This is a genomic window from Prauserella shujinwangii (assembly GCF_003001955.1).
Lineage (GTDB): Bacteria > Actinomycetota > Actinomycetes > Mycobacteriales > Pseudonocardiaceae > Qaidamihabitans > Qaidamihabitans shujinwangii.
The window spans coordinates 552,178-570,241 of the sequence record NZ_PVNH01000004.1 but is presented as its reverse complement, the minus strand read 5'-3'; the positions used below and the strand labels follow the sequence as shown (position 1 = coordinate 570,241).

The 18,064-nt window shown below is 71.9% G+C and carries 18 protein-coding genes and 2 pseudogenes; 13 read left to right on the top strand and 7 right to left on the bottom strand.

All coding sequences use genetic code 11. The annotated features are described in order from the left end of the window. Nucleotides 1-4 precede the first annotated feature (4 nt). From B0I33_RS12545 to B0I33_RS12530, 4 genes are all read left to right on the top strand, one after another. Nucleotides 5-877, top strand: coding sequence for a dioxygenase family protein (locus B0I33_RS12545; RefSeq protein ID WP_106178813.1), 873 nt, complete (start codon nucleotides 5-7; stop codon nucleotides 875-877). Next, nucleotides 874-1,389 carry a DoxX family protein gene (locus B0I33_RS12540; RefSeq protein ID WP_106178811.1) on the top strand — a complete coding sequence of 172 codons (516 nt, stop codon included), beginning with the start codon at nucleotides 874-876 and terminating at the stop codon, nucleotides 1,387-1,389. The genes B0I33_RS12545 and B0I33_RS12540 overlap by 4 nt, the downstream gene beginning before the upstream one ends. A 5-nt stretch (nucleotides 1,390-1,394) precedes the next feature. Continuing rightward, entirely contained in the window at nucleotides 1,395-2,867 is a 1,473-nt protein-coding gene (locus tag B0I33_RS12535) for an amidohydrolase family protein (protein WP_106178942.1), read from the top strand. 88 nt (nucleotides 2,868-2,955) lie between these two features. Continuing rightward, nucleotides 2,956-3,765 carry an IclR family transcriptional regulator domain-containing protein gene (locus B0I33_RS12530; protein WP_106178810.1) on the top strand — a complete coding sequence of 270 codons (810 nt, stop codon included), beginning with the start codon at nucleotides 2,956-2,958 and terminating at the stop codon, nucleotides 3,763-3,765. Between the two features lie 40 nt (nucleotides 3,766-3,805). Here the strand turns inward: B0I33_RS12530 and B0I33_RS12525 are convergent, their stop codons facing one another. Together B0I33_RS12525 and B0I33_RS30395 are read right to left on the bottom strand one after the other, a co-directional pair. Continuing rightward, entirely contained in the window at nucleotides 3,806-5,407 is a 1,602-nt protein-coding gene (locus B0I33_RS12525; protein ID WP_245900625.1) for a GMC family oxidoreductase, read from the bottom strand. 261 nt (nucleotides 5,408-5,668) lie between these two features. Next, nucleotides 5,669-5,887 carry a hypothetical protein gene (locus B0I33_RS30395; protein ID WP_245900624.1) on the bottom strand — a complete coding sequence of 73 codons (219 nt, stop codon included), beginning with the start codon at nucleotides 5,885-5,887 and terminating at the stop codon, nucleotides 5,669-5,671. Between B0I33_RS30395 and B0I33_RS30895 the strand changes: the two are divergent. From B0I33_RS30895 to B0I33_RS12510, 4 genes and pseudogenes are all read left to right on the top strand, one after another. Next, nucleotides 5,784-6,029 (top strand): annotated as a pseudogene (locus tag B0I33_RS30895) (DUF4396 domain-containing protein); the annotation flags it as partial. The gene B0I33_RS30395 and the pseudogene B0I33_RS30895 overlap by 104 nt on opposite strands. A 40-nt stretch (nucleotides 6,030-6,069) precedes the next feature. Further along, complete coding sequence (locus B0I33_RS30890; protein ID WP_425440472.1) at nucleotides 6,070-6,201, top strand: DUF4396 domain-containing protein; 132 nt, start codon at nucleotides 6,070-6,072, stop codon at nucleotides 6,199-6,201. A 3-nt stretch (nucleotides 6,202-6,204) separates the two neighbouring features. Continuing rightward, on the top strand, nucleotides 6,205-6,942 hold the full coding sequence (locus B0I33_RS30390) for a hypothetical protein (protein ID WP_106178806.1): 738 nt from the start codon (nucleotides 6,205-6,207) through the stop codon (nucleotides 6,940-6,942). Between the two features lie 55 nt (nucleotides 6,943-6,997). Next, nucleotides 6,998-8,131, top strand: a complete 1,134-nt coding sequence (locus B0I33_RS12510) for a hypothetical protein (protein WP_106178805.1) — start codon at nucleotides 6,998-7,000, stop codon at nucleotides 8,129-8,131. 71 nt (nucleotides 8,132-8,202) lie between these two features. Here the strand turns inward: B0I33_RS12510 and B0I33_RS12505 are convergent, their stop codons facing one another. Continuing rightward, the gene (locus B0I33_RS12505) at nucleotides 8,203-8,649 is read right to left on the bottom strand and encodes a nuclear transport factor 2 family protein (protein ID WP_106178803.1); all 447 of its coding nucleotides are present in this window, start codon (nucleotides 8,647-8,649) and stop codon (nucleotides 8,203-8,205) included. After that, complete coding sequence (locus B0I33_RS12500; RefSeq protein WP_106178801.1) at nucleotides 8,646-9,530, bottom strand: TIGR03619 family F420-dependent LLM class oxidoreductase; 885 nt, start codon at nucleotides 9,528-9,530, stop codon at nucleotides 8,646-8,648. The genes B0I33_RS12505 and B0I33_RS12500 overlap by 4 nt, the downstream gene beginning before the upstream one ends. Before the next feature lie 755 nt (nucleotides 9,531-10,285). Here B0I33_RS12500 and B0I33_RS12495 point away from each other — a divergent pair. Next, nucleotides 10,286-10,687, top strand: a pseudogene (locus B0I33_RS12495) (C40 family peptidase); the annotation flags it as partial. Nucleotides 10,688-10,793: 106 nt separating this feature from the next. Beyond that, nucleotides 10,794-11,573, top strand: a complete 780-nt coding sequence (locus tag B0I33_RS12490) for a hypothetical protein (RefSeq protein WP_106178799.1) — start codon at nucleotides 10,794-10,796, stop codon at nucleotides 11,571-11,573. 70 nt (nucleotides 11,574-11,643) lie between these two features. Here B0I33_RS12490 and B0I33_RS12485 read toward each other — a convergent pair whose 3' ends face one another. Further along, nucleotides 11,644-12,453 (bottom strand): Fpg/Nei family DNA glycosylase, encoded by an 810-nt coding sequence (locus tag B0I33_RS12485; protein ID WP_106178798.1) that lies wholly within the window; start codon nucleotides 12,451-12,453, stop codon nucleotides 11,644-11,646. A gap of 7 nt (nucleotides 12,454-12,460) precedes the next feature. Next, nucleotides 12,461-12,934 carry a ribose-5-phosphate isomerase gene (locus B0I33_RS12480; protein WP_106178796.1) on the bottom strand — a complete coding sequence of 158 codons (474 nt, stop codon included), beginning with the start codon at nucleotides 12,932-12,934 and terminating at the stop codon, nucleotides 12,461-12,463. Nucleotides 12,935-12,993: 59 nt separating this feature from the next. Between B0I33_RS12480 and B0I33_RS12475 the strand changes: the two genes are divergently transcribed. Both B0I33_RS12475 and B0I33_RS12470 read left to right on the top strand, forming a co-directional pair. Then, entirely contained in the window at nucleotides 12,994-13,767 is a 774-nt protein-coding gene (locus tag B0I33_RS12475) for a 2-phosphosulfolactate phosphatase (protein ID WP_106178940.1), read from the top strand. 89 nt (nucleotides 13,768-13,856) lie between these two features. Further along, entirely contained in the window at nucleotides 13,857-14,684 is an 828-nt protein-coding gene (locus B0I33_RS12470; RefSeq protein ID WP_245900623.1) for an MBL fold metallo-hydrolase, read from the top strand. On the opposite strand, the gene B0I33_RS12465 is transcribed toward B0I33_RS12470, so the two are convergent. Further along, nucleotides 14,671-15,306, bottom strand: coding sequence for a mycothiol-dependent nitroreductase Rv2466c family protein (locus B0I33_RS12465; RefSeq protein WP_106178793.1), 636 nt, complete (start codon nucleotides 15,304-15,306; stop codon nucleotides 14,671-14,673). The genes B0I33_RS12470 and B0I33_RS12465 overlap by 14 nt on opposite strands. A gap of 166 nt (nucleotides 15,307-15,472) precedes the next feature. Between B0I33_RS12465 and pepN the strand changes: the two genes are divergently transcribed. Further along, nucleotides 15,473-18,037: an aminopeptidase N gene (gene pepN, locus B0I33_RS12460; RefSeq protein ID WP_106178792.1), complete on the top strand. Its 2,565-nt coding sequence runs from the start codon at nucleotides 15,473-15,475 to the stop codon at nucleotides 18,035-18,037. Nucleotides 18,038-18,064: the final 27 nt, after the last annotated feature.

The window sequence follows — 18,064 nt, the reverse complement described above, 5'->3', positions numbered from 1 at the left end:
GCCGATGGCTTTCGTCAACGAGGACAACCTCACCGACCTCGCCCTGCACCGGTGGGCGACCGCGCGCCCCGACCGGCTCGCGGAGCTGATGACCGCGCTCGTGCGGCACCTGCACGCGTTCGCGAGGGAGGTGGAACTCACCGAGGCGGAGTGGGCGGCGGCGATGGACTGGCTCGCCGCGACGGGCCGCATGAGCGACGACAAACGGCAGGAGTTCATCCTCGCCTCCGACGTGCTCGGTCTGAGCACGCTGGTGGTCCAGCTCAACAACCGGTTCTCGGCGAAGGCGACCCCCGCGACCGTGCTCGGCCCGTTCCACATCGACGGCTCCCCGACCGTGGACTTCGGGCACGACATGTCCGACGACCTCCCGGGCACACCCCTGTTCGTCACCGGCACCGTCACCGACACCGAGGGGGACCCGGTGCCCGGGGCGGTGCTCGACGTCTGGCAGGCCGACGCCGAGGGCACCTACGAGGCGCAGCTGCCCGACGTCGACGAGGCACGGCTGCGGGCCAAGTACCGGACCCGGGACGACGGGACGTACTGCGTGCGCACGATCGCGCCGCTGGGCTACTCGATCCCGATGGACGGGCCGGTCGGCGACCTGCTCCGGCGCACGGACATCAGCCACTACCGGCCCGCCCACATCCACTTCCTGATCGACGAACCCGGGTACGCGCGGCTGATCACGCACCTGTTCCAGGAGGGCTCGGACTACCTGGACACCGATGTCGTCTTCGGCACCAAGGACGCGCTCGTCGTGCCGTTCGTACGCCGCGACCCTGGCCCGGCACCGGACGGGCGGCAGCTCGACGAGCCGTACCTGCACGCCGAGTACGACTTCGTGCTCGACCGGCTGCCGGAGCGGTCGTGAACCTCGCGCTGCTGCTCCTCCGGCTGCTGCTCGCCGGACTGCTGTTCGGGCACGCCACGCAGAAGCTGTTCGGCTGGTTCGGCGGCGCGGGCCGCGCGGGCACCGGGACCGTGTTCGAGCAGTGGGGGTTCGTTCCCGGCGCGCGGCTGGCCACGCTCGCGGGGCTGCTCGAGCTCGCCGGCGCCGCGTCGATCGCGACCGGGCTGCTCACGCCGGGCGGCTGCGCGCTCGTGATCGGCACGATGACGGTCGCCGCCGTCGCCACCGCGCCCCAGGGGTTCTGGGCGCAGCGCGGCGGCTGCGAGGTGCCCTTCTGCTACGGCGCGCTCGCGGTCGTGCTGGCGTTCAGCGGCCCCGGCGCGTGGTCGCTGGACCACGCGCTCGGCCTTCCGGAGTTGTCCGGCTACGTCTGGGGCGCGGCGGCCCTGCTCACCGGTCTCGCCGCGGCCACCGTTCCGCTCTCGGCCCGCGCACGGGCGCTGCGGGCCCGTGACTCAACCACGACGAGGTGATCGACATGCCCACCAGTCCCCTCCCGGACGAGCTGACCCCGGGCCGTCCCCTGCTCTTCCGCAACGCCCTCGTGCTGTCGATGGACCCGGCGATCGGCGTCCTGGACGGCGGCGACGTCCTGGTCCGCGGCCAGCACATCGAGCGGGTGGGACGGGATCTGCCCGCGCCCGGGGACGCGACGGTGATCGACGCGACCGGCGGCATCCTGATGCCGGGCATGGTCGACACGCACCGGCACATGTGGCAGACCGCGCTGCGCGGCTTCGGCGCGGACTGGACCCTGTCCCAGTACTTCGTCTTCTACTACCTCAACTGGGGCAAGATCTTCCGCCCCGAGGACATCTACGCGGGCAACCTCGCCTCCGCGATGGAGGCGATCGACGCGGGCGTGACCACGACGGTCGACTGGTCGCACGGGCTGCAGAACACCGAGTACGGCGACGCCGCCGTCGAGGCGCTGCGCGCCGTGCCCGGGCGGTTCGTGCTCGCCTACGGCAACCTGCTCGGCGCGCCCTGGGAGTGGGCCAACTCGCCGGAGTTCCGTGCCTTCGTCGACCGCCACTTCTCCTCCCGCGACGACATGCTGGGCCTGCAGCTGGCGTTCGACGTCACCGGCGACGCCGAGTTCCCTGAGCGGGGCGCGTTCGAGGCCGCGCGGGAGCTGGACCTGCCGGTGACCACCCACGCCGGGGTGTGGGGCGCCACGAACGACGACGGCATCCGGCTGATGTGGGAACACGGCTACATGACACCCGAGGTCACCTACGTCCACGCGTGCAGCCTCGGCCAGGACTCCTACCAGCGCATCGCGGCCTCCGGCGGGACGGTGTCCATCTCCACGGAGAGCGAGCAGAGCGCGGGGCAGGGCTACCCGCCGAGCTGGCAGCTGCGCCGGTACGGGATCCCGACGTCGCTGTCCATGGACACCAGCGTGTGGTGGAGCGGCGACCTGTTCTCGGCGATGCGCGCGACGCTGTCGGCCGACCGCTCCCGCGAGCACCTGGAGGCGCAGACGGCGCGGGAGACCGTGGTGCACAACAAGCTGCGGGCCGAGCAGGTGGTCGAGTGGGCCACGATGGGCGGGGCCAGGGCACTCGGGCTCGCGGACGTCATCGGGTCGCTGACGCCGGGCAAGAAGGCCGACGTGGTGCTGCTCAAGAACGACCGCTCGCCCGCGATGTTCCCGATCGTGCACCCGTACGGGCACGTGGTGTTCCAGGCCGGCCGGGGGGACGTGCACACCGTGCTGGTGGACGGCAGGGTGGTCAAGTACCGCAACGAGCTGGTGGGCGTCGACCTGGCCAGGGCGAAGGAAGCCGTGGGCGCGACCGTGGAGTACGCCCGCGGGCAGCTCGGCGAGGAGACGTGGCGCGAGTGCATGGCGCCGGAGATCCCGGAGACCGAGCTGATCCCCAACCCGTACACCTACAGCGAGTTCCGCGGCGAGGGTGTCGCCGTGCGGCGCGCGGAGGGATGAGGGGCCGGATACAGTGACGGACGACCCTGTGGTGGGCGGGCGGCGGCGCCGTCCGCCCACCGTGCTCCACTCCGCGGAAGGACAGCCGATGCGCCGGGACACCCGCCCGGATTTCATCGAGGCCCTCGCCCGCGGGCTGGACGTGCTCCGCGGCTTCCAGCCGGGCAGGCCGCACATGACGCTGAGCGAGGTGGCCGCCGAGTCCGGGCTCGCCAGGCCGACCGCCCGGCGGATTCTCATCACGCTGGAGGAACTGGGGTACGTCCGCAGCGGTGAGCAGGGGTTCTCGCTGACGCCGCGGGTGCTCGAGCTCGGGATGGCCTACGTCGGCTCGCGCAACCTGTGGGAGCTGGCCGAGCCGCACCTGCGCGCGCTGGTCGACCGGACCGGCGAGTCGTGCTCGATCGCGCAGCTCGACGGCTCGGACATCGTCTACGTCGCGCGCGTCGCCGTGCCGAAGCTGGTGACGCTGGCGGTGACCATCGGCACCCGGTTTCCCGCGGTGCAGACGTCACTGGGCAAGGTGCTGCTCGCGGCGCTGGACGCGAGCGAGCTCGACCGGCTGCTCGCGACGCCCGGCCGGTCGGGCATCGAGCCGCGCTGGAAGCCGGACCGGGACGAGCTGGACGGCGTGCTGCGGGACGTGCGCGCGAAGGGCTGGGCGGTGACCGACCAGGACCTCGCGCTGGGCATCCGGTCGATCGCGGCGCCGATCCGCAACGGGGAGGGCCGGACGGTGGCGGCGGTGAACGTCAACGCCCACGCGGCGGAGACGTCCGTCGAGCACCTCGTCGACCACCACCTGCCCCTGCTGCTGCGCACCGCGAGCGCCATCGGCGCCGACTGGGCAGCCTGGGAGGCCCGGCCGATCGCGACGGTCAACCTGCCCGCCAGCTGAGTGCCGTCGTGAGTGTTCTCCGTGGTGAGAACCACGTTTCTCACTCACGAGTCAGCATGCTCGCGCAGTGCTCCCCGATCATCATCGCGGGCGCGTTGGTGTTGCCGCCGGTGATGCTCGGCATGATCGAGGCGTCCGCGACCCGCAGCCCCTCGATGCCCCGGACCCGCAGCTCCGGGTCCACCACGGCCCGCTCGTCGGCACCCATCCGGCAGGTCCCCACCGGGTGATAGACCGAGTGGATGCGGTGGGGCAGCTCGCGCCGCAGCGCGGCCTCGTCGGCGTACTCCTCACCGGGCGCGAACTCGCCGGTCACGTCTCCCGCCACGAGTTTGTTCGCCATCACCTCGCGGATCATCTTGACGCCCTCGACGAGCACGTCCGCGTCCGCGGGCTCGGCGAGGTAGGCCGGGTCGATCAGCGGCGCGGCGAGCGGGTCGGACGACGCCAGCCGCACCTCGCCCCGGCTCTTCGGGTAGATCAACGTCGGCAGGATCGTCAGCGCCGGGCGGGTGTCCACCTTGTGCCGCACGGGGGCGTCCTGGTTCGGCACCGGGTACGACCACGGCAGTTCGTGGATCTGCAGGTCGGGCACGTCGGTGGCGAACGGCGAGCGGACGAAGCCCACCGCGCCGAACACCGTGCTGCCGAACCAGCCGCCACCGCGGACCGCCTCCGCCAGCATGCCGCCGAGGAAGTGCAGCGGTGTTCCCCGGTGGACCGCGTTCTTCATGAGGAACGTCATGGGCACGAACAGGTGGTCGTGCAGGTTCTGCCCCACGGGCAGGTCGGCACGCACGTCGATGCCGACGTCACGCAGATGCCCCGCGGGACCGATCCCGGACAGCATCAGCAGCTGCGGCGAGCCGAACACCCCGGCGGCCAGCACCACCTCGCGGCTCGCGCCGATGGTCCGCCGCCCGGCCCCGTCGATCACCTCGACGCCGGTCGCGCGGGAGCCCGAGAACGTGACGCGGGAGACGGTCACCCCGCGCTCCACGTGCAGGTTCGGCTGGTCGCGGCCGTCCAGGTACCCGCGGGCGGAGCTGTACCGCAGGCCGTCGCTCGCGCTCTGCTGGAAGACGCTCACACCCTCCTGCTCGGCGCCGTTGTAGTCGTCGATGGTGGGCACGCCGAGCGTGTCCGCCAGCGCCGCCATGAACGCCTGCGTGGCGGGGGTGAGGTTCCGCTGCCGCGTCACCTTGATGGGCCCGCCCACGCCCCGCAGGTCGCTGGCCCCGCCCTCCCAGTCCTCCAGCCGCCGGTAGCTCGGCAGCACGTCGTCGTAGCTCCAGCCGGTGCAGCCCTCGGCGGCCCACTGGTCGTAGTTGGCGCGGTTGCCGCGCACGAACAGCATGCCGTTGATGGAGCTGGACCCGCCCATCACCTTGCCGCGCGTCTGCGGGATGCGCCGGTCCAGCGCGTGCTTCTGCGGCACGCTGTAGTAGCCCCAGTCGAGCCGCTTCTTCAGCTGCGGGAGCGTGTGGACCATCGAGATCATGCCGGGGACCCGGACCAGCCGGGTGCGGTCCGGCCCGCCCGCCTCGACCAGCACCACGCTGGCGCCGGCCTCGGCCAGCCTGCCCGCCACGGCGCAGCCTGCGCTGCCCGCGCCCACGACGACGTAATCAGCCGAGCTCACGTGCATCCGCTCCCGCCTCGTTGACGACCTGCGCTTCCGGACAGCCTACTGAAACACGTTCTACTTAGTCTAGAACTTGTTCCAGTGAGCTCGGTTTGGCTTCCGGCCATCCGGGTACGCCAGGCGGCGGCGTACTCCCGGCCTGTCGCATGGAGGTTCGGTGCTCGAGTTCGCCTACCGGGTCAACACGGCGCTGAAGCCCGCGATGCGCTGGGCGTGGCCGATCATCGTGTTCTTCTTCGGACCGATCGGCCTCGCCCTCTACTGGTTCACGGCGCGTGCTCCCGGCATCGGTGACATCGAGGACGCCGAGGAGAAGCAGCGGCGGCACAACGAGTACGCACGGGCGAACGGCTTCCGCCGCACCACCGGGTCGGTGATCCACTGTGTCGGCGGCGACGGCGTCGGCATCATCACCGCGATGATCATGGCGCGTGCCTTCGGCCTGAGCTTCTGGGAGGAGTGGTACTTCGAGTACATCGTCGGCTACCTGTTCGGCACGCTCATCTTCCAGTACAAGGCGATGTCGATGCACGCGAAGAACTGGCCGCACGCCCTCTACATGGCCTTCCGCGGCGAGTGGTTCTCGATGCTCTCGGTCATGGCGGGCATGGGAATCGTCATGGGCGTGGTGACGCCCCTCGCCGTCACCGAGCAGCCCGATCCCGACACCTACGCGTTTCCGGGGTTTCGCCGCCCTCGGCCTGTTCGTCGGGTTCGTCCTCACCTACCCGATGAACTGGCTGGAGATCAAGGTCGGATACAAGCACGGGCACGGAATGGAGAGGGGCTGAGCGATGAACCTGCGCAAGATCGGCGTCGTCGCCGCCATGTGGGTGCTGGGACTGGCCAGTATCGCGTTCTTCGCCTGGACGGTGGAGTGGCTGGACGGGCAGCGCGTGCAGGCCGCCGAGGCCGCCGAGGCGCCCGCGCCGGTGGCCGAGCGGCAGCCGCTGGCGGCCCTCACCGCGGGCGCCGCCCGTTCGGCCGCGACCGCCCGGCACGACCTCGCGGAAGGCCACCGCAGCGAGGCCTCGCACGCCATCGACGCGGCGTGGCGTGCCGCCGAGGTCGGGCTCGAAACCAGCCACGGCCAGGTCAAGCAGGCCTACGAGGCCGCGCTCCGCAGGCTCCACTTCGCCCGGCAGGATCTGCACTACGGCCGCGCCGGGAGCGCCCGCGACGAACTGCGCCAGGTGGTGACCGCGCTGGAGCCGGTCATCGGCCGCGCGAGGGAACTCTCCCCCGGCGTGCCGTCTCCGGTGGTCTGGCCCGGCTACCGGCACGCGGTGCTGCTCGACGCCACCGGGTCGATGATCGGCAAGGTCCGCGGCATCGAGCGTGGCCAGGACGGCTCGCCGGTGGCGGTGGTCCACGTCGGCGGGTCCAACGACGTGCTCGGTTTCCTCGACTTCGGTGGGCGGACCGTGCGCGTGCCCGCCGACCAGCTGCTGTGGGGACCGCGCGGCTTCGTCGGCGCGGTCTACGTCGCGCTGCCGGTGCAGGCCACAGAGGACATTCGCGGGATCGGTTGACAGGCGTACGAACCGGCGCTCGTGGGTAACCCGCTCCCTGGACGGAAGGGAGCCGATGCCCAGCGACGACGAGCGAACGATCACGGTCGGCCTGGTGGCCGATCCCGGCCTGCCCAGCGAGGTGGCCGCCGGACTGGTGGACGGGCTGCCCGGCGAACTGGCGGCGAGGGTGAGCGACGACGTGCGCTGGCGCGTCGACCTGCGGACCGAAGCGCTCACCCTCGATGCGGACGGCAACATCCCCATCGTGGAGCGCGCCCGCGCCCACCGTCCCGCACACGGGTGGGACGTGCTGGTGTGCATCACGGACCTGCCGCGCCGGCTCGGTACGCAACCGGTGATCGGGGAGCTCAACGCCGAAGAGTCGGTCGTCCTGGCGTCGCTGCCGGCCGTGGGCTCGGTCCGGCTGCGCCGCCACCTCCGGGACACGATCGTGTACCTGCTCGACGTGCTGACGCAGCACCGGCCACTGCCCGGGGTCGTCCGGCGGCGCGGACCCGCGGAGCTGATGTCTCCGGTACGGCACAGGGAGAATCCGCGGCAGGACATCGACGCGTCGATCACCCTGGTGGGCCTGCGCGGGCAGGTGCGGCTGCTGGCGGGCATGGTCCGCGACAACCGGCCGTGGCGCCTCGTGCCGAGCATGTCGAGCGCGCTCGCCGCCGCAATGGCCTCGGCCGCGTTCGGCGTCTTCTTCTCGACGATCTGGACGATGGCCGACGCGCTGAGCCCGCTGCGGCTGGCCGGGATCAGCCTGTTCACCGTGTGCGCCATGGTGGCGTGGCTCATCCTCTACAACGGACTGTGGGAGCGGCGGCGTACCCGGGACCTTCCTGGTGAGTCGGTGCTCTACAACGTCGCCACGGTGCTGACGTTGTTCCTCGGCGTCACGTGCATGTACGTGCTGCTGTTCGTGATCGTGCTCACCGCCTCCGGCGCCGTGATCGCCGCGAGCTACATGTCCAGCCAGCTGGGCCACCCGGTCGGTTTCACCAGCTACGCCAAGCTCGCTTGGCTGGCGAGCTCGATGGGCATCACGGCCGGGGCGCTCGGCTCCAGTCTCGAGACCGAGGACGCCGTGCGCCAGGCCACGTACAGCAAGCGGGAACGGGAACGCCGCGAACGCCGCAGGCAGCAGGAGAAAGCCGACGAGGAGGCCGAAGGGCAGCGCAGCTCCGAAGACGACTGACGCGGCGCGGCGCGGTCCGGTTGCCGCAGGCGCCGCCGCGCGCCCGAGCGGTCTCGCCCGGTGTTCCGCCGTCAGCCCTGGACCTGACGTGCTGTCGCCATCGCGCGCTCGGTCTCCCAGAACGCCCGCATGGAGACGATGACGCCGCTGTCGTCGACCTTGTAGACGAACACGCCGTCGGTGTCCACGCGGTAGTCACCGGGCAGGTAGGTGGTGATCGTGCCGACGTTGGCCACCTCGTCGCCCGCCGCGTGCGAGTCCCGGATCACGAACTCGAAGCGTTGCACGTTCGCGATGGCGGTGTCCCAGAACGCCGAGATCGCCTCGGTGCCGCGGTGTCCCTTGCCCTCCCGGTCGAACATGGACGGTCCGACCGGGTCCTCGATCACCCCGTCGGGGTGGAACAGGGACAGCCACGCCTCCTTCTCCCCCGCCACCACGGCGTTCATCGAGCGCCACGCGGCCACCCGCGCGGGCGGTTGCTCCGCCGCCGGATCCCAGCACACCGTCACGGTCATGTCCGGACCTCCTCGAACCGGCCGATGATCTCCTCGCCGAACTTCTTGATCGAGTCCTTCTTCTCGGTGATGCCCGCGTCGAAGCCCAGCCCGTCGAACACCCACGGCACGGTGATCACGTCGGTCACGCCGATGTCGGCCTGCTGCCGGTAGCCGTCCAGGCCGAAGCGGTCGACGCACACCGCCTGGATCTCGAACGGCTCGCCGTCGCGGCCGTGCTCGGCCCGCAGCACGCGCAGCCGCTCGATCGTGTCGCGCAGCTCGTCGAACCCCATCATCGCCGAGGCCCAGCCGTCCCCCACACGGGCGGCGCGGCGCAGCGCCGCGTCGGTGTGCCCGCCGATGTAGAACGGGACCCGTTCCCGGGGCGCCGGGCTCATCCGGAGCCTGCCGAAGTCGAAGAACCGGCCGTGGTACTCGACCATTCCGCCGTCGAGGATGAGCCGCAGCACCTCGATGGCCTCGTCCACGCGCTTGCCGCGCTCGGCGTAGGGCGCGCCGCACCACTCGAACTCCTCGGGCGACCAGCCGACGCCGAGGCCCAGCCCGAACCGGTCACCGGTGAGCGCGGCGACCGAGCCGACCTGCCTGGCCAGCAGCACGGGGTTGCGGGAGCCCAGCTTGAGCACCGAGGTGTAGAAGCGGATCCGGCGCGTCACCGCGCCCATCGCCGCGGTCGCCACGAGCGGGTCCGCCCAGGGCGTCTCCTCGTCCCAGAACCGGCTGCCGTCCGGGGTGTACGGGTACCTGGCGGACACGCGCTCCGAGTAGAAGAGCGAGTCCGGCAGCGCGATGGCGTGGAACCCGCACTCCTCGGCGGTCGCGGCCAGCTCCGTGAGCTGGTCGAGCGGGCTGAGGGCCACCGACAACGTGAACTTCATGCGGCCGAACTATAACGTGTTCTAGTTTTCTTCGCCAGGGTCCGGCGGGAGACCGGGACCGGGTGGCCGACGCCACAGTGTCGCGGTGAACTGGATCACGCCCGCCGGCACCGTTTTCGGCGGCCCGGCTCCACAGTTCCGCACGACTCCGGCCGAATCGGAGTCAAACATCGATTTCCGCACCGTCGAGCACGTCACCACCTGCGGTGACACAGCGATCGACCGTGCCCGGCGAGTGTGTTTAGCGTTTTCTCGCGCCGGCAGTCAATTCCGGTGCGTAACCGGGGGAGCACATTTCGGGAAATCGATTCGATGTGGAGGAAAAAGTGCTCACCAGTACCTCGTCCCGGAGTGGCAGACGTCGCGTCGCCTCCGCCGCCGCCGGGACCGCGCTGACCGCGGCCACCCTGCTCGGCTCCCCGGGCACCGGCTCGGCGGTGCTGACCGCGCGGCAGACCCTCGCGGACGTGCCCACGACGGTCGAGCAGGGCACGAAGGTCACGTTCAGCGGCGACCTCACCGGCCTGGTCGACCGGCCGCTCACCCGGCAGCGGGTGGACCTGCAGTGGCGGTCCGGACCGGGCCAGCCCTGGCGGACCTCGGCGCACGACACCACGGACGCCGACGGCGAGGTGGCCGTCCGCGCGGCCGTCACCCGGGACGCGCAATGGCGGCTGCGCTTCCCCGGCAACCAGGTGTACGACCCGGCGGCCTCCCGGGCCGTCGCCGTCGACGCCAAGGAACCCCCGCCCCCACCACCACCCGAGCCGAAGCCCCAACCGAAACCCGAACCGGAGCAGGCCGCCCCGGTCGGCCGGCGCATCGTCGAGGTGGCGGCGTCCCTGGCGGGCACGCCGTACCGGTACGGCGCCGAGGGACCGGGAAGCTTCGACTGCTCGGGCTTCACGCGGTACGTCCACCGGCAGGTGGGCATCGCCCTGCCCCGCACGTCCAGCCAGCAGCGCGCCGCCGTGCCGCACCTCGCCAAGCACGCGAAGCGGCCGGGTGACCTGGTGTTCTTCCATGACGGAGGCAGCGTCTACCACGTCGGGATCTACGCCGGCGGCAACCAGATCTGGGCCGCGCCCGAGCCGGGCGACGTGGTGCGCCGCCAGGACATCTGGACGAGCGCCTACACGGTGGGCCGCGCCTGGTGACGCCTGCCCGGGGCCGGGCGGGCCGATCGCGCCCGGCCCCGGGAACCCCTGGGATACTGTCCTCGTTGTCCGGTTCAGAGCACCCCAACAACCGGGAGTGAGGGCGATGGGTACCGCGATCGTGCTGGCCGTGCTGGTGATCGTCATCGTCGCGGGCGGGTTCTACCTGGTCCGCTCGCAGGCCGAGGCGAAACGGCGCAGGCTGGAGGACGCGAAGGCCGACGCCCGGCGCTGGCTGGAACGCCTCGGCGGCCAGGTGCTGAACCTCACCGGCACGGACACGGCCTCGCAGCAGGCGCTGGCCGACGCGGCGGAGCGCTACAACGCCGCCGGTTCCCAGATGGAGCAGGCGCAGACCGTCGAACAGGCCCGGCTGGTCAAGCACACCGCGCTGGAAGGGCTCTACTACGTCCGCGCGGCGCGCGAGGCGATGGGCATCGACCCGGGCCCGCCGCTGCCGGAGGATCCCGAGCGGCAGCGCGCGGGTGAGGTCACCGAGCACCGCAAGGTCGACGTCGAGGGCCACACCTACGAGCTCTCGCCCGAGCCGAGCCAGAACACACCGCACTACTACCCCGGCGGCCGCGTGGCCGGCCGCCCCGTGCCACGAGGCTGGTACAGCGAGCCGTGGTGGAAGCCCGCCCTGGTCGCGGGCGCCTGGGGCTTCGGCTCGATGCTGCTGTTCAGCACCATGTTCACCGGCATGGCCGGGGTCGCCAGCGCGGGCGCCTGGGAGGCCGGCTACGACGCGGGCCAGGAGGACGCCATGGAGTCCGGCGACATGGGCGACGCGGGCGGCGACGGCGGCGACTTCGGCGGCGGCGACATGGGAGACATGGGCGGCATGGGAGACATGGGCGGCTTCGGCGACATGGGCGGCTTCTGAGCGCCTGGTCACCGCTCGTGAGTGTGAAACGTGGTTAGAACCGCGTTTCACACTCACGAGCGGGTCGTCGTCACACCGGCTGGCAGACCGGGCACCAGTAGAGGTTGCGGCCGGCCAGCTCGGTGTGCGCGACCGGCGTGCCGCACACCAGACACGGCTGCCCCGCGCGGCGGTAGACGTAGACCTCGCCGCCGTGCCGGTCCTGGCGCGGAGCCCGGCCGGTGACCTCCGGCAGGTGCTCGTCGGCCACCGTGTCGATGCGCCCCGTGCGCACCCCGGCCCGCATCAGGGTCACCAGGTCGGTCCAGATCTCCTTCCACACCACCGCGTCCAGCGACCGGCCGGGCAGCATGGGCGCGACACCGTGCCGGAACAGCACCTCGGCGCGGTAGACGTTGCCGACCCCGGCCAGCACCGACTGGTCCATCAGCAGTGCGGCGATCGACGTGCGCGACCGCGAGATCCGCTCCCACGCGTCGTCGGGCCGCGCGTCGCGGCGCAGCGGGTCGGGACCGAGCCTGGCCTTGATGGCGTCGGCCTCGGCCACGGTCAGCAGCTCACACCGGGTGGGCCCGCGCAGGTCCGTCCAGTGTGTCCGGCCGGCGAGACGCATCCGCACCTGCCCGACGGGCGGTTCCACCGGCAGCGGCGCCTCGCTGAACGTGCCGTACAGTCCGAGATGGACGTGCACCGTCCCGTGTGGACCATAATGGTGGAACAGGTGCTTGCCGTGGGCTTCCGCGCGTTCCAGGACGCGGCCGTCCAGCAGCGCGGCCTCGGCCGCGAACCGGCCCTGCGGACTGGACACGGCGACCGGCGCACCGGCGTAGCGCCGCTGGTGCAACCGCGCCAGCCGGTGCAGCGTGTGGCCCTCCGGCATGGTCGGCTCAGCTCTGCGGCATCGGCGGGGGCGTTCCCGTGCGCTCGTACTCGGTGAGCAGCCGCACGCGCCGCACGTGCCGCTCGTCCGGCGACGGCGGGGTGGCCAGGAACGCGTCGACGATCGCGGTCGCCTCCTCCAGCGAGTGCATCCGCGCGCCGACGCCGATCAGCTGGGCGTGGTTGTGCTCGCGGGTGAGCCTCGCGGTCTCCACGCTCCACGCGAGCCCGGCCCGTGCACCGGGCACCTTGTTGGCGGCGATCTGCTCGCCGTTGCCCGACCCGCCGATGACGATGCCGAGGCTGCCCTCGTCGGCGACGACACGGCGCGCGGTCTCCACGCAGAACGGGGGGTAGTCGTCCGCGGCGTCGTAGACGTGCGGACCCACGTCGGTCACCTCGTGACCCTGCTCCTTCAGGTGGGCGACGAGGTGGTTCTTCAGCTCGAAGCCGGCGTGGTCGGCTCCCAGATAGACACGCACGGCAGGGAGTGTGCCATCCCCGCGCGGTCGCGCGGCGCCCACCCGGCATGCTGGGCGGCATGAGCGTGTTCGGCCAGGGAGGCTACGACGTCCGGCTGGAGTGGAGCGCGGAGGGCGTCCGCGCGCTCGGCGAGGACTGCCGGGTGCTCGTGGTGGTCGACGTGCTGTCGTTCTCCACCACCGTTGATCTCGCGCTGATGCGGGGCGGCAGGCTGATGCCGCTGCGCTGGGGCGACCAGGCGGCCGCCGACGCCGCCCGGCGCGCGGGGGCGATCCTGCCGGACGAGCGAGGCTGGCCGGTGCGCCCGTTCTCCGTGCTCTCCACGCCGCCGGGCACGTTCCTCGCGCTGCCGTCGCCGAACGGGGCGACGCTGTGCACACTGGCGGCCGAGGCGGGCGCACGGGTGCTGACCGGCTGCCTGCGCAACGCGAAGGCGGTGGCCGAGCTCGCGTACGCGCTGGCGGACGGCACGCCGATCGGCGTGATCCCCGCCGGGGAACGCTGGGGCGTGAACATGCGCTCGCAGACGGTGACGACCGGGACGCTGCGGCCGTGTGTCGAGGACCACCTCGGGGCGGGGGCGATCGTGGACGCGCTGCTGGGCGCGGGGGCGCAGTGGCCGTCGCCCGAGGCGGCACTCGCGGCGCGGGCGTTCCGGGCGGCGGGCCCCGACGTCGGCGCGGTGGTCGCCGGATCGGCCTCCGGCAAGGAGCTGCGCGAGGCCGGGCACGGCGGCGACGTGGACCTGGCGATCGCCGTCAACCGCTCGTCGGTGGCCCCGCTGCTCGTCGACGGCGTCTTCCAGAATGTCACCCACATGCCCCCCACCTGACTCACCAATGCGGAGCGAGGGAGCTTTACTACCGTTAGGCGGTAGCAAAGCTCCCTCGCTCCTCCGGGGCGGGAGGGAAGGTGGTCACGGTGAGTGACGGGTGGTGGGCCGAGGTCGCCGACGGGGTGTTCGTGCGGCGCCACCGGGAGCTGGACCTCTCCGTCGGGCTCGTGCTCGGTGAGCGGCGCTGCCTCGTCGTCGACACCCGCGGCGACGCCGCGCAGGGCGCCGAGCTGGCCGCCGCCGTCCGGATGCTCACCCCCCGCCCGTGGACGGTCGTCCTCACCCACGCCCACTTCGACCACGCCTTCGGCGCCGGAGCGTTCCTGCCATGCCCGGTGTGGGCGCACGAACGGTGCCGCACCGCGCTCACCCGCGAGGGCGCCGCGCAGCGCGCCGACTGGGCCGGGCGGTACCGGGCGGCGGGCGAACACGCCACCGCGGACGCGCTCGCCGCCACCACGATCGTGCCGCCCGATCGCCTCGTGCGCGACCGCGCGGAGCTCGACCTCGGCGGTCGGCGCGTGACGCTCGTGCATCCCGGCCCCGCGCACACCGATCACGACCTCGCCGTGCACGTCCCGGACGCCGGGGTCGTCTTCGCAGGCGACCTCGTGGAGCACGCTCCCGGCGGGTCGTTCACGGCGGAGTCGTTCGGGCCGGACGCCGACCTGGCGCGCTGGCCCGCCGCGCTCGGCACCCTGCTGAGCCTCGGCGCGCGGATCGTGGTGCCCGGGCACGGTGAACCGGTCGACGACGCGTTCGTGGCGGCCGTGCGGGAGCCGCTGGCGGCACTCGCGGACCTGCGCGCCGCGGTCGGCTCCGGGCGGCTGTCCCTCGCCGCGGCGCTCGCCCGCTCCCCGTTCGCCGAGGACGTCACCCGCGCCGCGCTCGCCCCCGAGGTCAGTCGAAGTTGAGGTCCCCGCTGCGCGTCCGCTTCAGCTCGTAGAAGTCGGGGTACCCGGCGAGCAGCCGGGCGCCGTCGAAGATCCGGACCGCGTCCTCGCCACGCGGGATCGAGCTGAGCACCGGGCCGAAGAACGCGACGCCGTCGATGTGGATGGTCGGCGTGCCGACGTCGAGGCCGACGGGTTCCATGCCCTCGTGGTGGCTCTTGCGCACCGCCTCGTCGTATTCCGTCGAGTGCGCCGCCTCGGCGAGCTCCGCGGGCGCGCCGATCTCGGCGAGCGCCTCCCCGAGCACGGCGTCCCAGTCCTTGTTGCCCTGGTTGTGCCTGCGGGTGCCGACGGCCGTGTAGAAGTCCCGCAGGGCCTCCTCGCCGTCCCGCTGCGCCAGCGCCATCCCGACGCGCACCGGCCCCCAGGCGGACGTCAGCAGCTCCCGGTACTCCTCGGACAGCCCCTCGCGACCCTCGTTGAGGACGGCCAGGCTCATGATCCGGAACCGCAGGTCGAGCTCGCGGTGCCGCTCCACCTCCAGGATCCACCGGGACGTGATCCAGGCGAACGGACAGGCCGGATCGAAGTAGAAGTCGATTCGGGTCCTGGAGTCCTGCCGGGCTGCGCTCGTGGCGCTCATGGTCTCTCCTCTTCCGCCGTCGGAACCGCACGTGAGCAACTCCCCATCCCGCGGCAACACCGGCGACCCACCACTTGTTCCCCGTCGGCGCCGCGCCGTCGTGCATGATTGGATGCTCCACAGAGCACTAGAGCAATTGACAACCGCTACCAGCACAGAGGTGCCCGTGCCCGCCCCGAACCTGACTCGTGAACAAGCCCAGCAGCGCGCCGAACTCCTGACCGTGGACTCGTACGACATCCAGCTCGACCTCACCGACGGCCACGGCCGTCCCGGCGAGCGCACGTTCGACTCCCGGACCACGATCCGCTTCGCGGCCGCGCGTCCCGGTGAGCGGTCGTGGGTGGACATCGTCGCCGAGGACGTCCGCTCCGCGACGCTGAACGGGACCCCTCTCGACGTGTCCGGATACGTCGAGGACGACGGCGTGGCGCTGCCGGATCTGGCCGACACCAACGAGCTCGTGGTGCACGCGGACTGCCGGTACATGAACACCGGCGAGGGCCTGCACCGGTTCGTCGACCCGGTGGACGGCGGCGTCTACCTGTACACGCAGTTCGAGACCGCCGACGCGAAGCGGATGTTCGCCTGTTTCGACCAGCCCGACCTCAAGGCGACCTACCGCCTGACCGTGGTCGCGCCGAGCGACTGGAAGATCGTCTCCAACGCGCTCGTCGAGTCCACCGAGACCACGCCGGAGGGTGCGGTCCGCACGGTTTTCGCCGAGTCCGAGCGGATCTCCACCTACCTGGTCGCCCTCATCGCGGGCCCGTACCACGAGTGGCGCGACACCTACACCGACGAGCACGGCACGATCCCCCTCGGCATCTACTGCCGGGAGTCGCTGGCCGAGTACATGGACGCCGACCGGCTGTTCACCGAGACGAAGCAGGGATTCCGCTTCTACCACGACAACTTCGGCGTCACCTACCCGTTCTCCAAGTACGACCAGCTGTTCGTGCCCGAGTTCAACGCCGGGGCGATGGAGAACGCCGGCGCGGTGACGTTCCTGGAGGACTTCGTCTTCCGCAGCCGCGTCACGCGCTACGCCTACGAACGGCGCGCGGAGACGCTGCTGCACGAGATGGCGCACATGTGGTTCGGCGACCTGGTCACCATGCGCTGGTGGGACGACCTGTGGCTGAACGAGTCGTTCGCCACCTTCGCGAGCGTGCTCGCCCAGGCCGAGGCCACCGAGTACACGGGCGCGTGGACGAGCTTCGCCAACATCGAGAAGTCGTGGGCCTACCGGCAGGACCAGCTGCCCTCGACCCACCCGATCGCGGCGGACATCGTGGACCTGCACGCGGTCGAGGTGAACTTCGACGGCATCACCTACGCCAAGGGCGCGAGCGTGCTCAAGCAGCTCGTGGCGTACGTGGGCCTGGAGAACTTCCTGTCCGGCCTCCGGGTCTACTTCACCAAGCACGCGTGGGGCAACGCCACCCTGGCCGACCTGCTCGCCGCGCTGGAGGAGGCCTCGGGGCGCGACCTGTCGTGGTGGAGCGCGCAGTGGCTGGAGACCACCGGGCTGAACTCGCTGCGGCCCCGCTTCGAGGTCGACGAGACGGGCGCGTTCACCTCGTTCGCGGTGCTGCAGGGCGGCGCGAAGCCGGGCGCCGGTGAGCTGCGCACCCACCGCGTGGCCGTGGGCGTCTACGACGACGACGGCTCGGGCAGGCTGGTGCGTACCCACCGGGTGGAACTGGACGTCGACGGCGAGCGCACCGAGGTGCCGGACCTGGTCGGCGTGCATCGCGGGAAGCTGGTGCTGGTCAACGACGACGACCTCACGTACTGCACGATGCGGCTGGACAACGACTCGCTGGTGACACTCGTCGACCGCATCGCCGACATCGCCGAGCCCCTGCCGCGCACGCTGTGCTGGTCGGCCGCGTGGGAGATGACACGCGAGGCGGAGCTGAAGGCCCGCGACTTCGTCACGCTGGTGCTGCGGGGAATCGGCGCCGAGAGCGAGGTGGGTGTCGTGCAGCGGCTCCTGCTGCAGGCGCAGACGGCGCTGAACTCCTACGCCGAGCCCGCGTGGGCCCGGCAGCACGGCTGGCCCGCGTTCACCGAGCGGCTGCTGGAGCTGGCGCGGGCCGCCGAACCGGGGTCGGACCACCAGCTCGCGTTCGTCAACTCGCTGACGAGCTCCGTGCTGGGCGAGGAGGCGCTGCGGGCGGTGTCCGGCTGGTTCGACGGCACGGCGCCGCTGCCGGGGCTGACGGTGGACACGGACCTGCGCTGGCGGCTGCTGCACGCCCTCGTCGCGCACGGCGCGGCGGGCGAGGCGGAGATCGGCGCGGAGCGGCGGCGGGACGACACCGCCGCGGGCCACCGGCACGCCGAGCGGGCCCGCGCACTGCGGCCGGACGCGGAGGCCAAGGCCGAGGCGTGGCAGCGGGCGGTGTACGACGACGAGCTGCCGAACGCGGTGAACGAGGCGATCATCTCCGGCTTCGCCCACCCGGCGCAGAAGCACCTGCTCGGCGAGTACGTCGAGAAGTACTTCGCGGTGCTCGACGAGGTGTGGAGCCGCCGGTCCAGCGAGCGGGCGCAGCCGACGGTGGTGGGCCTGTACCCGTCGTGGGACGTGTCGGAGAACGGCGTGGCGGCCGCGGACGAGTGGCTGGCCGGGGAGCACGCTCCCGCACTGCGCCGCCTGGTGTCCGAGGGCAGGGCCGGCATCGTGCGGGCGCTCGCCGCCCGCCAGTTCGACGAAAGCTGACAGCGGAGACGACAAGTCCCCCCAAGG